The organism is Helicobacter sp. 11-8110 (assembly GCF_003288905.1).
GTDB lineage: Bacteria > Campylobacterota > Campylobacteria > Campylobacterales > Helicobacteraceae > Helicobacter_D > Helicobacter_D colisuis.
In genome coordinates, this window is the sequence record NZ_NHYL01000001.1 from 342461 (window position 1) to 364054 (window position 21594).

Consider the following 21594-nt stretch of genomic DNA (forward strand, 5'->3'; position numbering starts at 1 on the left):
ACAAAACCTTAAAAAGATTCAACTTCTTTTGAACGATTGCGTTGTTTTTTCTCTTGCAAAATCTCCCATTGCGCAATCAAAACCTCACTTTTTCTCATCAAAAGATTATAAAAAATAATGGATGGAATTGCAACCAAAAGCCCACCTGCTGTAGCTTGTAGAGCCAATGCAAGTCCTGTCATAATATTTGCAGTATCCACCATTCCTAATTGCCCTATTTGCACAAAAGTCATAATAATTCCAAACACCGTTCCCAAAAGCCCAACATAAGGCGCATTTGAACCAATAGTAGCAATCAAAGTTAGATTCTTAGAGAGATCAATTTCTAACTCTGTTTTATTTTCATACAAAACAAGCTTGATATAGCGGTAAAATAAAAATCGCTCAAAAACTGCCCATAGCGCAATGATGCTCATTAGTATCAAAATCCCCATCACACCATATTCTACTATTTCTTTTAAGTTTAATCCAAACAAAACAACCCCCTATCTTCGCTGAAATTCTTTTAGTGTTTGTGCAATTTCTCTATTTTGTATTTTTTCTTTTAGCGTTTCTCTCTTATCGTGCAGATTCTTTCCTTTTGCTAAAGCGATTTCTAGCTTAACTTTATTACGCTTATTAAAATACAATTTTAAAGCCACAATGCTCATTCCTCCCACTTGACTTTTACCAAAAAGCTTATCAATTTCCTTTTTATGCAATAGCAACTTTCGTGGTCGTTTCTCATCAGGCTTATAATGGCGATTTGTCGTTTCAAGCACTGAAATATGTGCTTGAAACAAAAATGCTTCACCCTTAATAATTTTTATAAAACTATCTTTAAGATTCGCTCTCCCTGCTCGAATCGACTTGACCTCACTGCCCTCTAGTGCGATTCCTGCTTCATATTTTTCTAAAATAAAAAAATCATACAAAGCTTTTTTGTTAGTGGCAATTATTTTCATTTTTATTCTTTTACCTTCCAAAAGCTACTTCCGCTTCCGCTTAAAAAATAGCCTTGTTGCGCATATTCTTTTAGGCTTGGATAAAGCTTTATGGCAGAATTTAATAAATCATTATTTTCATAGGGCGATTGCCCTAGAATCTTTGCATTACTAAATTCTAACCAATTTTCCTGCGTGGGCTCATAAAAGTCTTTTGCATAGGTTTGATAAACTTTTGTGGTATCGCAATGTATCTTTGGCGTAACAATCTCTACTTCTAAAGCTTTCTCTCTGCTCTTAAAAATCTTTTCCCCACGCCCACTTACATCTGCTACTTCATATTGACTTACAAAAAATGGAACATCACTGCCCACTTTTTGAGCAATTTCATTTAGCTTTTCAAAACTCCATCGTAATTCTAATACCTCATTAATCCACAATAAAAAAGCCGCTGCATTAGAACTTCCACCGCCCAATCCTGCACCACTTGGTATTTTTTTTTCAACTTCTATTTTTTGATGAGATAAAAATTCTTGTCTTTCTTGATTTAAAAGAGGAAGCACCACTTCATAGACTTTATAAATAGTATTTTTCTCCATAGGACAATCAAAATCTCCAAGAATCTCAAACCCTACTTTACTTTCTTGTATCTCCAAACAATCAAAAAGATTCTTAACTAACATAAAGCGTGAATACAGCGTATGGTATTTAACCGATTCTACGACCACCCTGCCTGTAATCTTTAAAAAAATATTAATCTTAGCGCAACTCTTTATCATTTAGCTTTTCTTTTTAGCATTCACTAACCAATCAATTCTATCTTCTTTATGAGAAAGGGATTTTTTATTGGTTTCCAAAATAGCTTGTTTTAACTCTTCTCTTAAGATTGTCAAATGAGGTGGCGCCTCAAAACCTATTTTTACACTTCCCTTATCGATGCTAATAATCTTGATTGTAATATCCTCTCCAATACTAACACTTTCATTTTCTTTTCTTGATAAAATCAACATAAAGGAATCCTGTTTGCTAAATATTCTATTTTATTTTCTTGATTTGAAATTATAGAAAAAAATTCCTCAAATTGCACTATATATTTTCCATCTTTGGCGATTTGCAATTCATCTTGTGTAATTTTTTTTCCATTTTTTACCTTTTCCTTCAAATCTTTATTATTTATCCCAAGCACTTTGGGTAGCTCCAAAATCTCCAAAGGATCCAAAAGCTTTTCGCCCTCATAACACAATCCCCCTTCACTCAATCTCTCCAAATAACTAAGCCCCCCCAAACAATCTAGCTCTTTTGCGATCATCTCACCTAAAGTTCGTATATAACTTCCCTCGCTCACCCACACTTTAAAACTCAAAAAAGGGTGAGAGTAATTTAAAAATTCAATCCTAAAAATCTCCATAGTTTGCTCTTTTAGTAGCACTTCTTTTCCTGCTCTTGCAAGTTCATAGGCTTTTTGCCCATTGATTTTTTTAGCACTATATTTTGGAGGAATGAAGCGAATCTTTCCACAAAATTTCTGCAAAACTCCCTTTAGGTGATCTTCAGAAAATACTTTGGTTTGATGAATTTTTTGGATATTTTCAAGATCTAAAGAATCACTCTCCAAACCAAGCCAAAGTGTCGCTTGATAAACTTTTGGAGTTTTTTTAAGAAAAGGAAAAAGTCGTGTATATTGTCCATAAGCCACCACCAAAACTCCACAAGCAAAAGGATCTAAAATCCCGCTAAATCCAGCTTTTTTAACTCCATCGCGTCTTTTTAAAAACCCTAAATACCCATTTGAAGAAACAAACAAAGGCTTTTTTGCCACAAAAATACCATTCAAAACCATACCTTTAAAATTTTTGTGCTAAACTATCGCAATTTTTACCTGCTTTGATGATAACTTAAGGATAATCAAATGAAAAATAGAATTCTAACATTTTTTGTTTTAAGTTTTACGCTTTTGTTTATTGTAAATTGCAATCAAACTGCCCTTGCCCCAAATAATCCAACACCCCCTTATCCAAAAATTATCTATGATAAAACTCTAGACACTAGCATTATTCCTACAGATTTTTCAAAAACACTAGATAATCGCATCAAAATCCTTTTTAATCAAAATCCAAATCCAAAAATTCAAGCCATTCATTATCATTTTACACATTTTTACAATGAATCTCAAGGTGATCGCTCTCCAAGCATTTCTTTTAGCGCATATCCTCGCTATCTGATACAACTCAATCTTAAAGTTATTACTCAAGATACCACTTCTTTTTATAAACAAAACTATGAAATCCCAATAGCTTTGTTTAATCCAATGTATGATCAACATTTTGATTCTTTAATCTCAAAAGCCTTAAAAACACCATAATTTAAATTTTTTCATACACAAAAAATGGCATAATTTCTACTATTTTAAATAAAGAAGGTTTGATGAATCCCTATATTGACACCTATCGCAATCCACAAAAAATTAAAGAAGCCTTTAATGCTATCAAAACACTAAGCAAGAATCTCGCAAAACCCCTTAAGATTATGGAAGTATGCGGGGGACATACACATACCATTATGAAATACGCACTCCCTCAACTCCTCCCAAAAAATATTGAATTTGTGCATGGACCAGGCTGTCCTGTGTGTGTAATGTCTAAAGGGCGCATTGATTGTGCTTACAAAATCGCTTCACAAAAAGATGCGATTCTTGTAACGCTAGGAGATATGATAAAAGTTCCAGGAAGTTATGGGAGTCTCCAGCAAGCTCGTGCTAAAGGATTGAATGTTATTTTTGTTTATTCTCCCCTAGAGATTCTAAAAATTGCCCAAAATAACCCAAATAAAAAAGTCGTTTATTTTGCAATAGGTTTTGAAACCACTACGCCAATGACTGCTGCACTCTTACAAAAAGTGATTACATTAAATCTTAAAAATGTCTTTTTTCATATCAATCATGTGCTAGTTCCCCCGCCTCTAGATATTATCTTAGGGGATGAAAATTGTCAAATAAACGCACTTCTAGCTCCATCACATGTAAGTGTTATCACAGGCTCTAAAATCTATGAAACTTTGATTAAAAAATATCATATTCCCATTGTAGTTTGTGGTTTTGAACCAGTGGATGTTGGAGAAAGCATTCTATCAATCCTCAAACAAAGCCTTGCTAATTCCCCAAAAGTAGAGACACAATATGCAAGAAGCGTTACTTATGAGGGGAATCTCAAAGCACAAAGCCTAGTTGAACAATACTTTACCTTGGAAAAAAGTTTCTATTGGCGCGGACTTGGAGAAATCCCACACTCTTCACTAAAACTCAAAGAGGAATTTGGTGAATTTGATGCAGCGCTTATTTTTAAAGATTATCTTGGTGGAATCCCAAAAGAAGAACACAAAAATTGCCTTTGTGGTGAAATTTTAAAAGGAAATAAAAAACCTTATGATTGCAAACTTTTTGGTAAGGCTTGTAACCCTCAAAATCCATTAGGTAGCTGTATGGTAAGTAGCGAGGGAGCTTGTGCGGCATACTTTAAATACCAAGGAATCCAACCCACATAATCCCCTTTTACGATACAATTCTAATTCCTTAGACAAAGCAGTTAAACTCAAGAATATCTACAAGCTTTCATTTGCTTATGCTTAATTAACACTGACAATCTTATTGGGGGACTTAAAAACGATTTTAAAGGAAATACAAAAAAATCCACTTAACCTTAAAGGCTAAGTGGATTAAAGATAAAAAAGTGAGGGGGGGGATTACATCATTCCGCCCATACCTCCCATTCCGCCCATACCACTCATATCAGGCATTGCAGGCTTATCTTCTTTGATTTCATGCACTGTAGCTTCAGTTGTGAGTAACAAGCTTGAAACAGAAACAGCATTTTGTAATGCGATTCTTGCTACTTTTAATGGATCAATGATTCCTGCTTCAAACATATCAACATATTTACCACTTGATGCATCAAATCCATTGTTTGCATTAGAATCTTGTTCTACATTATTAACCACTACACCATCATCGAAACCTGCGTTTGTTGCGATTTGTTTGATAGGTGCAGAAATAGCGCGTTTAATGATTTCATAACCAATTTTCTCATCACCCTCTAAACTCAAGCTCACTTTTGCTGCTGCACGAATAAGAGCTGCACCACCACCGATAATAATTCCTTCTTCTACAGCTGCTTTTGTAGCAGAGAGCGCATCATCTACTCTATCTTTTTTCTCTTTCATTTCAACTTCACTTGCAGCACCTACTTTAATAACTGCTACACCACCACTTAGTTTTGCTAATCTTTCTTGTAGTTTTTCTCTATCATAATCACTTGTTGTAGATTCAATTTGGGTTTTAATTTGTGCAATTCTTGCATTCACTGCATCTTTGCTTCCTACTCCATCTACAATTGTTGTGTTATCTTTATCAATAACGATTCTTGAAGCTTGTCCTAGATCTGCAATAGTTGCATTTTCTAAAGTTTTGCCAAGCTCTTCGCTAATCACTTCGCCACCTGTTAGAGTTGCGATGTCTTTTAACATTTCTTTTCTTCTATCGCCAAATCCAGGAGCTTTAACTGCAGCAACATTTAAAACACCTCTTAATTTATTCACTACCAAAGTTGTTAGTGCTTCACCTTCAATGTCTTCAGCAATGATCAATAAAGGCTTTCCGCTTTTCATTGTTGATTCTAAAAGTGGTAAAATATCTTTCATTGAAGTGATTTTTTTATCTGTTAAAAGAATATAAGGATGCTCTAGCTCTGCTTCCATTTTATCGCTATTAGTTACAAAGTAAGGACTCAAGTAACCTCTATCAAACTGCATACCTTCAACTACGCTTAGTTCATCATTGATTCCCTTAGCTTCTTCAACTGTAATAACACCATCTTTACCTACTTTTTCCATTGCTTCAGCGATAAGCTCACCTACTTTTGCATCAGAGTTTGCAGAAATAGTTGCAACTTGTGCGATTTCTTTTTTACCAGAAACTGGCTTTGAAATCTTTTTTAACTCTTGAGTGATAGCCTCTGCTGCTTTATCCATTCCTCTTTTTACTTCAATCGGATTTGCACCAGCAGTGATATTTCTTAAACCTTCTTTGAAAATACTATAAGCCAAGACAGTTGCTGTTGTTGTTCCATCTCCTGCTGCATCTGCAGTTTTACTTGCGACTTCTTTAACAAGCTGTGCACCCATATTTGCAATAGGATCAGCTAATTCAATTTCTTTTGCCACAGACACACCATCTTTTGTAATGCTTGGAGCACCAAAGCTTTTTTGAATTAACACATTTCGCCCTCTTGGTCCCATTGTTACTTTAACTGCATCGCTTAATTGCTTTACACCCTCAAATAATCTATTTCTTGCGCTATCTGAAAAATTAATCTCTTTACTTGCCATTTTTTACTCCTTATTTTAAATATATTGAATTAGGCAATAACGCCTAAAACATCTTCTAATTTTAAAATCAAATACTCTGTCCCATCAAGCTTTACTTCAGTGCCAGAATATTTTCCAAATACAACCTTATCATCAACTTTTACTTCTTTAACTTCGCTCCCAATTGCTTTTATAACACCCATCAAAGGCTTTTCTTTTGCGTTATCAGGAATGATAATTCCAGAAGCAGTTTTTGTATCTTCCTCAAGTCTTTCTACTAAAACTCTTTCACCAAGTGGTTTAAAATTCATAGGATTACCTCCATAATTTAAAAAATCTTTATAAAAACGAGTGAAATTATAATCACTTTTTTTATGCTTGTCAATATCTTTAGTAAAAAAAGTCATTAATTCTTAGTCTATATGACTAAATATTAATTAGCTCATTAAACTTAATATTTAAATTGCTACTTTAATTCTCTGTAGAATCTAGAAATATTCACTACAGATTCTTACTTTAATTTTTTAATAAAGAAAAAATGGATAAACTTTTTGATATTGTCAAAAACAATAAATTAAGCTTAATAAAGGCGCAAGGAAATAAAATGTATGCATCTAAAGTTACCAATCTATCAGAATCTATCACTATTGCCATTAGCTCTTTAGCCAGAGAACTCAAAGCACAAGGACGAGACATTCTCTCTTTTTCTGCAGGAGAACCTGACTTTGACACTCCGCAAATCATCAAAGATGAAGCCATCAAAGCTATTCAAAATGGCTTTACCAAATACACTGCGGTTGCAGGGATTCCTGAATTACTCCAAGCTATTAGCTACAAACTCTCAAATGAGAATCATCTTACTTATTCTCCCGAAGAAATTATTGTCAATAGTGGCGCTAAACATTCCTTGTTTAATGTTTTTCAAGCACTCATTGAAAAAGATGATGAAGTTATTATCCCAAGTCCTTACTGGGTAACTTATCCCGAACTTGTTACTTATAGTGGTGGAAAAAATGTCTTTATTCAAACCACGCAGGAAAACCGCTTCAAAATCACTCCAGAGCAACTCAAATCCGCTATCACGCCAAAAACAAAAATCCTTGTTTTAACTACCCCATCAAATCCAACGGGAATGGTGTATTCTAAAAGCGAATTAGAATCTATTGCAGAAGTTCTAAAAGGCACAAATATTTGGGTAATTAGTGATGAAATTTACGAAAAACTTGTTTATGACAACGCTTTTACTTCTTGTGGGAGCATTAGCCAAGATATGCTAGAGCGAACCATTACTATTAATGGACTAAGCAAGGCTGTTGCTATGACTGGCTGGAGAATGGGATATCTTGCTACCAAAGACAAAAAGTTACGCCAACTCATTGTTGGCTTACAAAGCCAATCTCTTTCCAACATTAACTCAATCACACAAAAGGCTTCAATTCCAGCGCTAGATGGCAGAGCAGAACAAGATATTCAAAAAATGTGTCAAGCCTTCAAAGAAAGAAGAAATGTTGCTTGCGAACTTTTCAATAAGATTCAAAATCTAAGCGTGGATTTGCCTGATGGTGCTTTTTATCTCTTTGTAAATTGCAAAAATGTTAATCCTAATTCTATGGAATTTTCTAAAGCGTTGCTTGAAAAAGAAGGGGTAGCTGTAGTGCCAGGAATTGGTTTTGGCGCAGAAGGGTATTTCCGCTTTTCTTTTGCCACCGATCTTGATAGCATTAAAAAAGGTATTGCTAGAATCGCAAACTTCTGCCAATCTTAAAAAGCCTTCTTTAGCTTTGCTTTTTGGAGCAAAGAGCAAAGCCATTCATCTCATTTTAAGCAGTTTTTAACACAATAACTGCAATAACAATAATAAAAATTCCAATCCATCCTATAGGCTTAAGTCTCTGATTAAAAAAATACCAACCTCCCAAAGTTGTCCCAAAAATACCTATACAACCCCAAAGCGTATAAGCAATTACCAAGCTCATACCCCCCTCCACACTCAATGCAAGCAAATAAAATGCTAACCACACAAGAGCAATAGAAAATAATCCCCACTTTAACTTTCTAAAACCCTCTGATTTATTTAAAGCTAAATTAGCAACAATATCTAAAATGGCCGCTAAAATCACATAGATAAAATAGACACTAAACATTATTTACCGCCCCAAATCATCTTGACTAGAGTGTTTCTCGCCTAAATTTACTAAAATAATCCCAATTAATGCCAAAGTAAGCCCAATATACTCCTGTGTATTTAAATGATTGCCAAAAATAAAAACCGAAATAATCGTAATCAATGATAAACCTACAATTTCCCAAATGGCATACGCCGTGCCTACATTAATTCTTTGGATAGCCAAAGACATAAAATAATACGAAATTCCCAGCATAAAAAACATACAACCATAAGCAAAAAACTTATTAACTTGCCCAGAATAATTCATAACAGAAACCCCAAATACCTCACAAAAAATAGCCATTATTAAAAATAACCACGCACGAAACATTTCTTAAAAACCCTTTTGAATTAAAAATATTTACAAAAATTAAGTCGTAATACAGAAAAATTAACAACAAGGAGGATCGATGGTTTGTTGAAGTTTAAAGACTTTCATAGCAAAATTATAGCATAAAAGCTTTTCTAAAAATAAAAAGTGTTAAAATACAGAACTATTTTTCAAAGGCAATTTAAGTGGAAATTACACTACCTAGTTACACAATTTCTTTTGGTGCTCTACCTAAAATCAAGCACAGGGGTAAAGTTTTAGTTATTACAAATCCAAAAATTGCAGGCTTACATCTACAAAAGCTGCTTGCTAACCTTGAAGCTACTGAGGTATATTGCATTTGTCTCCAAGATGGAGAATCTTATAAAAATTTTCAAAGTATTGAAATTATTTTAGAGGCTGCTTTTAACCATCGCCTTGATAGAAATTCCTTAATGATCGCTTTTGGCGGAGGAGTAATTGGTGATATGGTAGGATTTGCCGCAGGAATCTTTATGCGCGGAATCCACTTTATTCAAATCCCTACAACCTTGCTTTCACAAGTGGATTCAAGTGTTGGAGGCAAAACAGGAATTAACAATCAATTTGGGAAAAATCTCATTGGGCTTTTTCATCAACCCAAGGCAGTTTATATTGACACAGAATTCTTGCAAACTTTACCGCCAAGAGAATTTAGTGCCGGAGTTGCAGAAATTATTAAAATGGCTATTTGTTTTGATAAGGACTTTTTTAATCAGCTTTGCACCTCCAATCTCAATGATTCAAATACCCTTTTACAAGTCATTTACAAAGCTGTATCTATCAAGGCAAAAGTTGTTGCAGAAGATGAAAAAGAAAAAGGAATTAGAGCAGCTCTAAACTATGGGCATACCTTTGGACATATTATTGAACTACAAAGTGGCTATGGGACTTATCTTCATGGAGAAGCCGTAAGCTTGGGAATGGTTATGGCAAATACCCTTGCTTTAAAACTCAATCTCATCACACAAGAAGAATCTAAGCTTATCTTAAAAACCCTTCAAAGATTCCATTTGCCTACAAGCTACAAGATTAAAAATACAGAATCATTTTATCAAGCCTTTTTCTTAGATAAAAAAAGCCAAAACAATCAAATCACCTTTATTTTGCCTAGTGGCATTGGTAATTTTTCTTTCCAGACTAATATTCCAAAATCTACGATTATTGAGGTCTTAGAGGAATTTGCATGAAAAAACTTCTGCATTTAATTTCTCTCCTGTTTTTATTTCTAACTCCGCTATTTGCAGAACTCAAGGATGATATTCAGCAAATTAAACAAATCGATTCACAAATCACAAAAATTAACAATTTTCTTAATCACCAAAATAATATTTGGATGAAAAAATATTCAAACTATCAAGCTTATCAGCAAGTGAGCTTTAATCTCAATCAAACCAAAAAAGAAATTCAAGCACTTCAAGAATCCCCAAACACACTTGAAAATCAAACTCAACTCAATAACCTTAAACGAAATCTCATAGCTCTCCAAAACCAAAAAGATCTGCTAGGGCACTACAAAGATGCGCCCTTTAAAGAACTTATCGAGCCTAATGAATTAGAAAAAACTACCAATGTTACTAATCCTATTTTGATTATTAATGCTCTCTCTCGTATCAAAAAAAATAATGAGGAGCTAGGGAATCTCCAAAAAAATTATGAAACTCTTGAAGAAAATATCTCGCAACTCCGACAAAAAGAGCAACTACTTAAAAATTTACTTGTTCTTTATGAAACTTCTAAAGATAAAACAAAGATTCAACAAATTTGTGCCGCAAATTACTGCATTTTTAGTAGCATCAATCAAATCTATGAGGAAATCAAAAACACCACCAATGCATTAAAAATCCTAGAAAATACCAAAAATATTTTTGCCACAACTTTACAAATTTTTTCTAAAGAGATTGAAGAAGTTAATAATCATCTAGCCTCACAAATCAAATCCCAGATCATTAAGGGAATTACAATTGGTGTTAGCATTTTAATTCTTTTGGGAATTGCTTTTTTTATCAAACTTGGAGTGCGCAAATACATTCACGATAACGAAAGAATCTACACTACCAACAAAATCATTAATTTTTTAAATATTTCCCTTATTATCCTTATTTTACTTTTTTCCTATTTAGATAATGTGGGTTACCTTGTTACTGTGCTTGGATTTGCCTCTGCTGGTTTGGCTATTGCAATGAAAGATCTTTTTATGTCTGTTTTGGGCTGGATTGTTATTGTTGTGGGTGGTTCTGTGCATGCAGGCGATAGAATCAAAGTCGTCAAAGAAGGGGCTGTGTATGTAGGCGATGTGCTTGATATTTCAATTTTACGCATTACCTTATATGAAGACATCACACTCACAACTTATACCGAAAATCGCCGAGCTGGGCGTGTCATTTTTATCCCTAATAACTTTGTTTTTACCACTATGTTTTCAAACTACACCCACGGAGGAATCAAAACCGTTTGGGATGGTATTGACTTTACTATTACCTTTGATTCAGATCACGCTAAGGCTTGTCATATCGCTAGAGAATGTGCAAAAAAATACGCCAAAGGATACACAGAATCCACAAGAAAACAATTCAATAAATTGCGCGATCGCTACACCTTTAAAAATACCAATGTAGAACCGCGCGTATTTAGTCTTTTAGAGCAAAATGGGATTAAAATATCTGTATGGTATCTCACCAATGCCTATGCCACTCTAGCTCTTAGAAGCACCATAAGCTCTGAAATTATTGATCTTATTTTAAAAGAAGAAAATATCAAAATTGCTTATCCAAGCACCACAATTTATGAGGGCAATAAACTCTCTAGCACATTGCCTAAAACCAATGGCTCAATCCCACTTACATGAAAGTTCCCTATGCAAAAACCTAAAGTATTTTTTAAAACCTTTGGTTGTCGCACCAACCTTTTTGATACACAAGTTATGATTCATTCCCTAAAGGATTTTTCGCAAACCCCTTATGAAGAAGATTCAGATATTATTGTAGTGAATTCTTGCACTGTTACTAATGGCGCTGATAGTGGAGTTAGAAACTACATTAATCGCCTTCAAAATGAGGGTAAAAAAATCTTTTTTACCGGTTGCGGTGTGAAAACTCAAGGACAAGAATTATTGCAAAAAGGACTTATTATCGGTGCTTTTGGTCATTCTTATAAAGAATCAATCAATGAAATTTTAAAGCGCACCCAAAATTTTTATTTAGAAGGTGATTTAGAGAGTTTAGATCGCAACATTATTAGTGATTTTATTGGTAAAAGTCGTGCTTTTATCAAGATTCAAGAAGGTTGTGATTTTGCATGTTCTTATTGTATTATTCCTAGTGTAAGGGGAAAAGCAAGAAGTTTTGAGAAAAATAAAATTATCAATCAAATTGCCAAGCTCACACAAAATGGCTTTAGCGAATTTATCTTAACTGGCACTAATATGGGAAGTTGGGGTAAAGATTTAAATGAAAGTTTAACTAACCTATTAGAATCAATTTGCGCAATTCCCGAAGTCAAACGACTGCGCCTAGGGAGTCTTGAACCCTCACAAATCACACAAGATTTTTTAGATTTTCTAGATCACCCAAAGATTGAAAAACACCTACACATTGCACTACAACATACTTCTCCTTTTATGCTAAAGCTTATGAATCGCCAAAATACTTTTGAAAAAGATTTAGAGCTTTTTAATGCCTTAGCCAAAAAAGGCTTTGCATTAGGAAGTGACTTTATCGTTGGACACCCACAAGAAAGCCAAAAAATTTGGGAAGAAGCTTTTAATAACTTTGTTTTATTCCCCCTTACACATCTTCATAGCTTTATTTATAGTCCTAGAACAGGGACTTTTTCAGCTTCACTAAAAGAAATAGTTTCTGGAGATATTTCAAAAATCCGCAAAAAACAAATCGAATCCAAAGTTGCAGAAAACAATTTTGCTTTTAGGAAAAAACTCTCAAAAGACAATAAGTCTCTCAATGTCTTGATTGAAGAAGTAAAAAGCAATGAAAATTCTTATCTTGCTAGTGGTTTTGATGAATATTACAACAAGATTCAAATCACTTCTAAAACCCCATTAACCAAAGATTCGTGGATTACAATACCACACTTTATACCACAAATGGATAAAAACTATGCAGAAATTTAAAACTCTCTATTTTGGAATTTTTACCCTAATATTTGCAATTGTTATCTTTAGTATTTTTGTTCTAAAAGACAATGCTATCTTAATTAGCACAACCCATCTAGATAAAATACTCCAAGACTCCCTACCCACACAAGCAAAAATCAAAGGAGACTATCTTTATTTTAATCTTGATGGCAAAAACTATAAAATTGCTAAAGACACGATTGATTTAAAAAGTTTTGGACAAACAATACCTTTAGAAATTACGCAAGAAAATGGTATTTTAGAAAATTTTGCTTTATTTTTGTTAGCGTTGTTATTGATGCTTGTAATTTTATTCTTTTTAACTAAACCCCAAAAAAACCTACAAAACAACTCCCAAAAAGATTCTGACTATCAAAAACAAGCACGAGCTATTGCTTCTGAAGCCTTTCTTTTGCATAATATTAAGCCCATTACTTCTCATCTTGGCTTTGAAGATGTAGCAGGAATCTCAGAAGCCAAAGAAGAGCTAAAAGAGATTGTAGATTATCTAAGATTCCCAAAAAAATACCAAGATTTTGGTGTGAAACTCCCCAAAGGCGTGCTTTTAGTAGGACCCCCTGGTGTTGGGAAAACACTCATCGCAAAAGCATTAGCAGGAGAAGCAAAGGTTCCCTTTTATTACCAAAGTGGTGCAAGTTTTGTGCAAATTTATGTGGGAATGGGCGCTAAGAGAGTGCATGATTTATTTACCAAAGCCAAACTCAACGCACCTGCGATTATTTTTATTGATGAAATTGATGCCGTTGGCAAGGCGCGTGGTGGAATGCGTAATGAAGAGCGCGAAACCACACTCAACCAACTCTTAACAGAAATGGATGGTTTTGAAGATAGTAGCGGAATTATTGTCATTGGGGCGACTAACAACATAGAATCAATGGACGAAGCTCTACTTAGAAGCGGGAGATTTGATCGACGAATTTTTATAGAATTACCCAATTTGCAAGAACGCATTAAGATTTTAAAAGTGCATACAAGAGACAAAAATTGTGATTTTAACTATGAAGAAGTCGCTAAGCTTTGCGTGGGGTTTAGTGGAGCTGCACTTGCTTCTTTGGTCAATGAAGCGGCACTTTTTGCTATCAAGCGAAACTCTAATATTATCCAAAAAGAAGATATTTTAAATGTTCGCGATAAGGTAATTGTAGGGATTAGAAAAAAATTAAGCTATGATGAGAAAGAAAAAGAAATCCTAGCGTATTATCAAGCCGCAAAGGCGTTTAGTGCTTATTGGTTTGAAATTCCTTTTGAAAAAATTACTTTAATGAGCAACACTCTAAAATACCTTGATAAAGAGCTCTTAAGCAAAAATGAGCTGGAAAATCAAATCAAAATTCATCTATCTGGAATTGCTGCATTAGAGTTACTTTATAATGAAAGCTATTCTTATGCTAAAGATGATTTGAATGAAGCCAAAAAATTAGCTCATAAAATGGTAGAATCTTATGGTATGGGAGAATTATTGCTTGGTAGCGAAAAAGATATGGTAAGAATACTAGAAGATTGCAAAAATGATCGCCTAAGTTTCTTTAAAAACTATAAATATCTTTTGGAGAAAATCCAAAAAGAACTCTTAACTAAGGAAAAATTAGAATACCACGAAATTAGAGATTTAATCCATGCAGAATTATAAGATTTTTGGAGAATCTTGCACTCCACACTTTATTCCAAAAGAACTTTTAAATCCTTTTAGTGTAATTGGAATCCAAAAAGAATGGCAAAAATCTATTGATTACACACTCTCCACACTCAAAAAACACCAACGCATTCAAAGTATTCTTTTGGTTTTTTTTACTCATTTGGATTTATCACTAATTTATCAGCGCAAACTAACGGAAATTTTAAAATATAAATGTAAAATTTATTTTTTTATTTCAAAAAATTCTTTTAATTTTGAAGAATGCAACCACCTAAGCCAATTTGGCTTAGTGATTGCCTTTTAATTAGTAAGCTTTTCTGCCACATTGCCATTCAATTTCTTTTGCTCCAAGCATACCTTGTGCTTGTGGAATCGCATCAACACTCACAAACATTCCCACTTTTAAAGCACTAAATTTCTCATGAGTATCCCATGCACCAAACATACCACAATCATCTCCTTTTAACTCTGTATAAGGAAACACTTGTATTTCTACATTTCCACTTGGTCCTGCAATTGTAATTGTTTTTTTAGCATCATTAATTTGAGTAATTTGCCCATCAATATCAAAATCTGCCACTGCTGGAAGACTAAACAAACCCACTGCTAACAATCCTGTAATAATTTTCTTGATTTTCATTTTTAATCCTTTCTTGTAAAAATTCATTTAGAATTGTAGTAGTTTTTTGTGTATTTTTTGTCAAGATTAATAAAATTTTTCTTGAAATTTCTATCAATCGCAAAACTACATTCCATACCAAGATTCTAATTTTTATGATAAAATCCCACGCTAAAAAGGCTTATATTTGAAAGAACCTATTATTAAGCAAAACACTCTCATGTTAGCTCCATTGGCAGGTTATAGCGATTTACCCTTTAGAGAAGTTGTTAAAAAGTTTGGTGCAGATATTACTGTGAGTGAGATGATAAGTGTCCATGCTCTTGCTTTTCAAAATAAAAAAACCATTAAAATGATAGAAAAATCTCCCCTTGAAAATCCCTTTGCATTGCAAATTGCAGGGAATGATTTCCAGATTATCCAAAGGGCTGTTGAATTTTTAAATCAATTCAAAGATTCTATTCAGATTCTTGATCTAAACTGCGGCTGTCCTGCTCCAAAAGTCTCAAGTCATGGGAGTGGAAGTTCTTTGCTTAAAGACTTAAATAAGCTAGTTAAGATTCTAAATCTTTTAAGAAAAACTAGTCTTTTCCCCTATCTTAGTGTTAAGGTTCGTTTAGGATTTGATAAAAAAATCCCTTTAGAAATTGCCAAAGCTCTTAGCGATTCTCCTATTGATTATGTTGTGGTGCATGGCAGAACTAAGAGCGATGGTTATAAAAAAGACAAAATTGATTATGATTCAATTAGAATCATTAAAGAAAATATTCCTCACCCACTTATCGCAAATGGTGAAATTAATTCCCCAGAAACAGCAAAAAAAGTGAAAGAATTCACAGGGGCTGATGGTATTATGATAGGAAGATCTGCTATTGAAAAGCCATGGATTTTTACACAAATTAAAAATAATCTAGAAGAATCAGTTGCGCTAAGAAAACAAGTTGCCCTAGAACATTTTGATAGAACAATTGAATTTAGAGGGGATTATGGAGCCATTATGTTTAGAAAGAACCTCCACGCCTACTCTAAAGGACTAAAAGGTGCTAGTGAGTTTCGCAGCAAAGTTAATGCTATCACCAACCCAACTACTATGCGTGAGGAGATTTTAAATTTCTTTTCGCATAGCGATTTTGAAAATTAGCATTTAAAAGAATCAAGCTGATCATTTAGTCCATTTGCTTTTTCTGAAATTTCTTGCGTAATTTCATTAATCAAATCTACACTTTGTGTATTTTCTTGTGTAAGTTTTTCCACTTCTCCTACTTGTTTTAAGACTTCACTTACATTAGAAAAGAGATCTTGCATTTTCTGCATTGTCTCCAAAGATGCCTGCACAGAACCTTCCAAAGCCTTAACATTACTTTCAAGGATTCTAGTGCTATCCATAGAAGAATCAGAAACCCTGCTAATTTTTTGAACATTATCGCTCATTGCACTATTAGAATCGCTAATAGACTGAATAATAGTATTCACAACTGCATTAATTTCACTCAAGCTTTTTTGCGTTCTTTCTGCTAGTTTCCTTACCTCATCAGCTACTACAGCAAATCCCCTGCCTGCTTCTCCAGCCCGTGCTGCTTCAATATTAGCATTAAGTGCCAATAAGCTTGTTTGATCAGCAATTTCAGAAATTATACTCAAAACATCTTTGATTTTGTCTGTTTCTTGTGCGCTCATTGCCAATCCATCTGCAATATGATGCTCTGCATTAACATTTTCTTGCACATCATTAGCTACTTGGATAAGCATTTCTTTTGTTTGCAAAAGTTGCTTAGTTGTTTCTTGGATATTGTGAGTATTTCTTTGCACCAATTCCATTGAATCGCTTAGCATACTCTCAATATTTTTCCCAAGCTTGGTGCTATTTTGGACTACTTCTACAGACTTCCCTATTCTTTCATTAATCTCTTTAGAAGCCACAAAAAGCCTGTTGGCTTGAGCAATGTTTTGATGACTTAGCTCTTTAGCATTTGAAACCATATTTCCAATTTTTTCTATAAAATCATTAATATAAGAATTTGCTCTAGATATTTCATTGCCATTTTTTGCAGGCAAACGCTTAGTCAAATCCCCATCGCCTTGAGAGAGATCATAAGCCATATTAGATAAATTAGAAATTGGATAAAAAACCCAACGATTAATAAAAAACAAAAGCAACAACAATAAAATAACACCCACTAACACTATATAAAATACAATTTTATATTTTATAACATTAGAATTTTCAACTAATTCTTTACTTGAAACTTGCATTTCAGCAACTCCAAGCACATCGCCTATTTGCGAAGTAGCATGACACATAAGACAAGACTCTTCTGCGATAATTGGCTTTGCCATTAAATAACCCTTGTCTTTATTAGCTTCATAAGGTCGTAACAATTCTTCTTTACTAGCAAAAACATCTAAAATCTCTTGCTTATTTGTATATTCTTTATCAAGCCCCATAAGTTCAATAACATTTTTAGCAGGAAAAACTTCCATATTCACAATTCCAGGAACTTTTTTAGATCCCTCAATAAAGCTACCTATAATTATGGGATCTCCTGTATTCATAGCCACTTCCAATCCCTCAAAAAGCATTGCATTAAGTTTGTTTAGCTCCTTTCTAAAGCTATCTTCTACAATGTTCTCTAGCCCCCTGTTGAGATTAAAATGCACCAACCCCAAAAGCACTGCCAAAAATACTACAATAAGCGCAATAATTTTAGATCGAATTGTTTTGAATATTTTCATGTCCTATAATCCCCAGCTTTCTAAAAAGAGTTATCTAAAAAACTTTAGGTGGCATTATACACCATTTACTTTTTTAATTTCATTAAATGTACTTTCAAAAACTTTTTCATCTCCTATCGCAATCTAAACCTTCATATTTTTTATCATTACAAATTTATATCATCTCTAGCAAAAGGCATTTTGATTTGAAACTCCACCCCATCTTTGCAGTTGCTATAAGAAATGCTGCCACCCATTTTTTCCAAAATCACAAAAACCATGGCAAGTCCAATCCCACTACCATTTTCTTTAGTTGTAAAATAACTCTCAAAAATTTTCTTTCCTATCTCTTCGCTAATACCACCACCATTATCTCTAATCTTTAAAAAACAAAGTTTATTTTTCTGATCTTTATCACAAGAAATCACAATCTTCCCCTCATCAATCTCATTTTTTAAAAACCTTGCTTTAATCGCATCAATAGCATTATCCAAAAGCACCACAATAATTTGCTGAAATTCATTTTTACTAGCCAAAATACTCGCTTTTTCATCTATGTTAAGTTCTATTGTAATTCTTTTGTCTATAAGCTGATAAAACAACTCTAAAATATTCTTAATTGCCTCATAAGCCCCAAATCTCTCCATATCCTTTGATGGTTTAAAAAATTCTCTAAATTCATCAATAGTTTTTGACATAAATCGAATTTGTTCAGACATAATTTTAATATACTTCTCAAACCTCTCTTTATCAAGCTCTCCATATTGTCTCATTTCTTTAAGATTTTGGCACAATAAATAAAGTGAATTAAGTGGCTGCTTCCACTGATGCGCGATATTTCCAAGCATTTTCCCCATTTCTTCCATTTTGCTTTTTTGTATCAACATAGCCTGCCTATTGCGTAATTTCTGCTCTAATTCCACAATCTCTGAAATATCTACAAAAGCAAAATATAATGCCTTTTTGCCTTCATAAACAAAAGCATGAACCGAAACAATCACAGGCAAATTTTTGCGCTCATTTTTTATAATAGTTTTAAAATTTTGTTTCTTTTTGTGCTCTAATGCTTCATTAATCTTTGATAAAACAAAATTTTGCGATTCTAAGTCCCCAAATAACTCCAAAAAACATTCTTTCATTGCTTTTATATTTAAGATTTCTAATGCGCTTTGATTGTATTTTAAAATCTCAAACCTTTCTACTTTGGAATATTTCGCAATCACAATAGGATTTAAACTATTTTCAAATAAATATTCTGATAAATGATCGCTGTGTATTCTCTTAGCTACTTCATATTCAAGCTGCATAGCTAATTCTTCACTTAAAATTTTGATTTTTTCTTGCTTTTCTGTTAGTGTTGTTTCTAGCTTTGTTTTGTCTTGCAAGATTTTTCTATAATTAAAAACAAAAAATAACAAAAGCCAAGTTATCGCAACCAAAATTCCAAAGATTAAGATTCCAATTGAATAGTTTTCATTCCACTCTAGCATTTTAATCCACAAATTTAATTTTATCTAAGATTATAACAAAATTATTCCAAATCAAAATCAATTAATCATGCTATTAAAGCTTTTTATTGTATTAGTTTTGTTAAAATTCCGTTCATTTTTATTTTAAGGCATTGTAATGACAACGACTTTTTTACTTGAAATCGGAACTCAAGAGCTTCCTGCAATCCCGCTTCTAACAGAGCTTCCAAATATTAAGCCTAAATTTGCAAAAATTTTAGAAAAATATCGCTTATTATGCGACTTTGATTTTTTCTACACACCAAGGCGTTTAGTTCTCATTGCAAAACAATTCCCAATTACACAAAAATCTCAAACACTTGAATTTTTTGGACCGCCTTTAAATATCGCTTACAAAGATGATGAACCAACACAAGCTGCGCTAGGTTTTTTTAAAAAATGCGGAATCACTCAACAAGAAGCCACCACTCTCATAAAAGATGGTAAAGAAATCTTATATTTCAAAAAAGAATCTCCGCAAACACCTGCACAAGATCTGCTCCAAACTATTACACAAGAATTTTTAGAATCACTAAACTTTGGAAAAAGTATGCGTTGGAGCAATCACAGAGAATCTTTTATACGCCCTATTTCTTGGATTCTCTGTTTACTAAATGACACTCTTATCCCCCTTCATCTTTATGGCATAAACTCTAAAAGTCAGACTTTTATTCATCGTAATATCAGCTTTGATGCCAAAGAAGTTGCAAGTTTTGAAGACTACTTCCAAGTCTTACAAGAAGGCAAGATTATTCTCAAACAAGATCAAAGACGCGAAAAGATTTTGCAAGAAATCCAAGCTATCCAAGCCCAAAAAGGGATTAAAGTTGAAATTGATGAGGGGCTTTTAGAAGAGATAGTTAGTATTACTGAATACCCAACAGCACTTTTTGGTGAATTTAGCGAATACTTTTTAGAGTTACCACCACCTTGTATCATCACTTCAATGAAAATCAATCAGCGCTATTTTGCAACCTACAAAAATGAAAAACTCCACAATGGCTTTGTAATGGTTTCTAATAGCCTTTCAGAAAAAAATCAAATCATCATTGAAGGCAATGTTAAAGTTTTAAAAGCTAGATTAGAAGATGCACTCTTTTTCTACCATAATGACTTAAAAAATGGCTTAAATCCAGAAAAACTCAAAGAGGTTACTTTTGTTGAGGGATTAGGGACAATGTGGGATAAAGCCCAAAGAGAGAGACAAATTATCAAGATACTAGCACCGCTTTATCAAACAAATTTCAATTCACAAGATTTTGGGCTTACTTTAGAGATTCTAGACCAAGCCTCTAGCCTTTCTAAAGCAGATTTAATGAGCGAAATGGTCTATGAATTCACCGATTTGCAAGGTATTATGGGTTATTACTATGCCAATGCTTTAGGTTATGAGAGCAATGTCGCTTTAGCAATCAAAGAACAATACTTGCCAAACTCTGAAGAAAGCCCACTTCCAAGCAATCTTATTAGCGCTTTTGTTGCCCTTGCTTACAAACTTGATAATCTTTTGGGATTATTTAGTGTCAAAAAAATCCCAAGTGGCTCTAGAGATCCATTTGCCCTAAGACGCGCAGCAATCGGAATCATTAAGATTATTTTACATTTTAACTTACCTTTTAATCTCAAAAAGATTTTTTCTCTTCTTGCACCACTTTATCGCCCTTTTGACTTGCAACAATTAGAAAGTTTTATTTTAGAGCGACTAGATTCTATGCTTTCTTTTAATGTTTCATTACTTCGCGCGGTTTTAGCCACCGGAGAGAGAGATTTATTGCAAATCTATCAAAAGCTCTCTGTATTAGATTCTATCCTAAAAAATCAAGATAAAACCCTATTAACACAAACTTTCAAGCGAGTAGCAAACATCACCAAAGAGATTAATTTAGATTCTAATCTTTCTATTAAAACTGACAAACTTTTAGCTAGTGAAGAAATAGAACTCTACAAAGCTTTTTGTGCTTATGAAGAAAAGTCTGCAACTTTAAATTACCAAGAACAATTAGAGAATCTCTTAGCATTAAATCCACTTTTAAGTCGCTTTTTTGATAAAGTTTTGGTTAATGCGCCTGATGAAGATTTTAAAAACAATCGTAAAAATCTTATCGCTAAAATCTACAAAGCTTTCCTTGAAATCGCAGACATCAAAGAAATTAGCTTTTAGGAATTGTT

The 21594-nt window shown here is 33.4% G+C and carries 21 protein-coding genes and 1 pseudogene; 10 read left to right on the forward strand and 12 right to left on the reverse strand.

The features are described from left to right. Positions 1 to 8: 8 nt before the first annotated feature. The 5 genes from exbB to truB are packed head-to-tail and all read right to left on the reverse strand — an operon-like array spanning position 9 to position 2763. Complete coding sequence (gene exbB, locus CCY98_RS01625; RefSeq protein ID WP_112056857.1) at positions 9 to 476, reverse strand: TonB-system energizer ExbB; 468 nt, start codon at positions 474 to 476, stop codon at positions 9 to 11. 9 nt (positions 477 to 485) lie between these two features. Then, positions 486 to 944, reverse strand: a complete 459-nt coding sequence (gene smpB / locus CCY98_RS01630) for an SsrA-binding protein SmpB (protein ID WP_112056858.1) — start codon at positions 942 to 944, stop codon at positions 486 to 488. A gap of 2 nt (positions 945 to 946) precedes the next feature. After that, positions 947 to 1702 carry a 4-(cytidine 5'-diphospho)-2-C-methyl-D-erythritol kinase gene (locus CCY98_RS01635; RefSeq protein ID WP_112056859.1) on the reverse strand — a complete coding sequence of 252 codons (756 nt, stop codon included), beginning with the start codon at positions 1700 to 1702 and terminating at the stop codon, positions 947 to 949. Beyond that, a complete protein-coding gene (gene csrA, locus CCY98_RS01640) occupies positions 1703 to 1933 on the reverse strand; it encodes a carbon storage regulator CsrA (RefSeq protein WP_112056860.1) in 231 nt (76 codons plus the stop codon). It lies immediately after the preceding gene. Further along, on the reverse strand, positions 1927 to 2763 hold the full coding sequence (gene truB / locus CCY98_RS01645) for a tRNA pseudouridine(55) synthase TruB (protein ID WP_112056861.1): 837 nt from the start codon (positions 2761 to 2763) through the stop codon (positions 1927 to 1929). The genes csrA and truB overlap by 7 nt, the downstream gene beginning before the upstream one ends. A 69-nt stretch (positions 2764 to 2832) precedes the next feature. Between truB and CCY98_RS01650 the strand changes: the two genes are divergently transcribed. Both CCY98_RS01650 and hypD read left to right on the forward strand, forming a co-directional pair. After that, on the forward strand, positions 2833 to 3285 hold the full coding sequence (locus tag CCY98_RS01650; protein ID WP_112056862.1) for a hypothetical protein: 453 nt from the start codon (positions 2833 to 2835) through the stop codon (positions 3283 to 3285). 62 nt (positions 3286 to 3347) lie between these two features. Beyond that, positions 3348 to 4463: a hydrogenase formation protein HypD gene (gene hypD / locus CCY98_RS01655; protein WP_112056863.1), complete on the forward strand. Its 1116-nt coding sequence runs from the start codon at positions 3348 to 3350 to the stop codon at positions 4461 to 4463. A gap of 198 nt (positions 4464 to 4661) precedes the next feature. Here the strand turns inward: hypD and groL are convergent, their stop codons facing one another. Together groL and groES are read right to left on the reverse strand one after the other, a co-directional pair. Next, positions 4662 to 6302 carry a chaperonin GroEL gene (gene groL, locus CCY98_RS01660; RefSeq protein WP_112056864.1) on the reverse strand — a complete coding sequence of 547 codons (1641 nt, stop codon included), beginning with the start codon at positions 6300 to 6302 and terminating at the stop codon, positions 4662 to 4664. Positions 6303 to 6334: 32 nt separating this feature from the next. Next, positions 6335 to 6592 (reverse strand): annotated as a pseudogene (gene groES / locus CCY98_RS01665) (co-chaperone GroES); the annotation flags it as partial. A gap of 293 nt (positions 6593 to 6885) precedes the next feature. On the opposite strand from groES, the gene CCY98_RS01670 reads away from it, so the two are divergent. Next, entirely contained in the window at positions 6886 to 8046 is a 1161-nt protein-coding gene (locus CCY98_RS01670; protein ID WP_112057078.1) for a pyridoxal phosphate-dependent aminotransferase, read from the forward strand. Between the two features lie 55 nt (positions 8047 to 8101). On the opposite strand, the gene CCY98_RS01675 is transcribed toward CCY98_RS01670, so the two are convergent. Both CCY98_RS01675 and CCY98_RS01680 read right to left on the reverse strand, forming a co-directional pair. Then, positions 8102 to 8425 carry an SMR family transporter gene (locus tag CCY98_RS01675; protein WP_112056865.1) on the reverse strand — a complete coding sequence of 108 codons (324 nt, stop codon included), beginning with the start codon at positions 8423 to 8425 and terminating at the stop codon, positions 8102 to 8104. Between the two features lie 3 nt (positions 8426 to 8428). Further along, positions 8429 to 8779, reverse strand: coding sequence for a multidrug efflux SMR transporter (locus CCY98_RS01680; RefSeq protein WP_112056866.1), 351 nt, complete (start codon positions 8777 to 8779; stop codon positions 8429 to 8431). Between the two features lie 185 nt (positions 8780 to 8964). On the opposite strand from CCY98_RS01680, the gene aroB reads away from it, so the two are divergent. From aroB to CCY98_RS01705, 5 genes are read left to right on the forward strand one after another with little or no spacing between them, the layout of a single operon-like run. Further along, positions 8965 to 9987: a 3-dehydroquinate synthase gene (gene aroB / locus CCY98_RS01685; RefSeq protein ID WP_112056867.1), complete on the forward strand. Its 1023-nt coding sequence runs from the start codon at positions 8965 to 8967 to the stop codon at positions 9985 to 9987. After that, positions 9984 to 11645, forward strand: a complete 1662-nt coding sequence (locus CCY98_RS01690) for a mechanosensitive ion channel domain-containing protein (protein WP_112056868.1) — start codon at positions 9984 to 9986, stop codon at positions 11643 to 11645. The genes aroB and CCY98_RS01690 overlap by 4 nt, the downstream gene beginning before the upstream one ends. 9 nt (positions 11646 to 11654) lie before the next feature. Beyond that, a complete protein-coding gene (gene mtaB, locus CCY98_RS01695; RefSeq protein ID WP_112056869.1) occupies positions 11655 to 12926 on the forward strand; it encodes a tRNA (N(6)-L-threonylcarbamoyladenosine(37)-C(2))-methylthiotransferase MtaB in 1272 nt (423 codons plus the stop codon). Continuing rightward, complete coding sequence (locus tag CCY98_RS01700) at positions 12913 to 14580, forward strand: ATP-dependent metallopeptidase FtsH/Yme1/Tma family protein (RefSeq protein WP_112056870.1); 1668 nt, start codon at positions 12913 to 12915, stop codon at positions 14578 to 14580. The genes mtaB and CCY98_RS01700 overlap by 14 nt, the downstream gene beginning before the upstream one ends. Beyond that, complete coding sequence (locus CCY98_RS01705; protein WP_112056871.1) at positions 14567 to 14890, forward strand: hypothetical protein; 324 nt, start codon at positions 14567 to 14569, stop codon at positions 14888 to 14890. Before CCY98_RS01700 ends, CCY98_RS01705 begins: the two co-directional genes overlap by 14 nt. Here the strand turns inward: CCY98_RS01705 and CCY98_RS01710 are convergent, their stop codons facing one another. Further along, a complete protein-coding gene (locus CCY98_RS01710; protein WP_112056872.1) occupies positions 14891 to 15226 on the reverse strand; it encodes a DUF5666 domain-containing protein in 336 nt (111 codons plus the stop codon). It lies immediately after the preceding gene. Between the two features lie 166 nt (positions 15227 to 15392). On the opposite strand from CCY98_RS01710, the gene CCY98_RS01715 reads away from it, so the two are divergent. Further along, positions 15393 to 16346, forward strand: a complete 954-nt coding sequence (locus CCY98_RS01715) for a tRNA-dihydrouridine synthase (RefSeq protein WP_250603292.1) — start codon at positions 15393 to 15395, stop codon at positions 16344 to 16346. Here CCY98_RS01715 and CCY98_RS01720 read toward each other — a convergent pair. Continuing rightward, complete coding sequence (locus tag CCY98_RS01720; RefSeq protein WP_112056873.1) at positions 16343 to 17938, reverse strand: methyl-accepting chemotaxis protein; 1596 nt, start codon at positions 17936 to 17938, stop codon at positions 16343 to 16345. The two genes, CCY98_RS01715 and CCY98_RS01720, sit on opposite strands and share 4 nt — an antisense overlap. A 146-nt stretch (positions 17939 to 18084) precedes the next feature. Beyond that, the gene (locus tag CCY98_RS01725; RefSeq protein WP_112056874.1) at positions 18085 to 19407 is read right to left on the reverse strand and encodes an ATP-binding protein; all 1323 of its coding nucleotides are present in this window, start codon (positions 19405 to 19407) and stop codon (positions 18085 to 18087) included. Between the two features lie 136 nt (positions 19408 to 19543). Here CCY98_RS01725 and glyS point away from each other — a divergent pair, with 136 nt between their 5' ends. Next, positions 19544 to 21586: a glycine--tRNA ligase subunit beta gene (glyS, locus tag CCY98_RS01730; RefSeq protein WP_112056875.1), complete on the forward strand. Its 2043-nt coding sequence runs from the start codon at positions 19544 to 19546 to the stop codon at positions 21584 to 21586. Positions 21587 to 21594 lie beyond the last annotated feature (8 nt).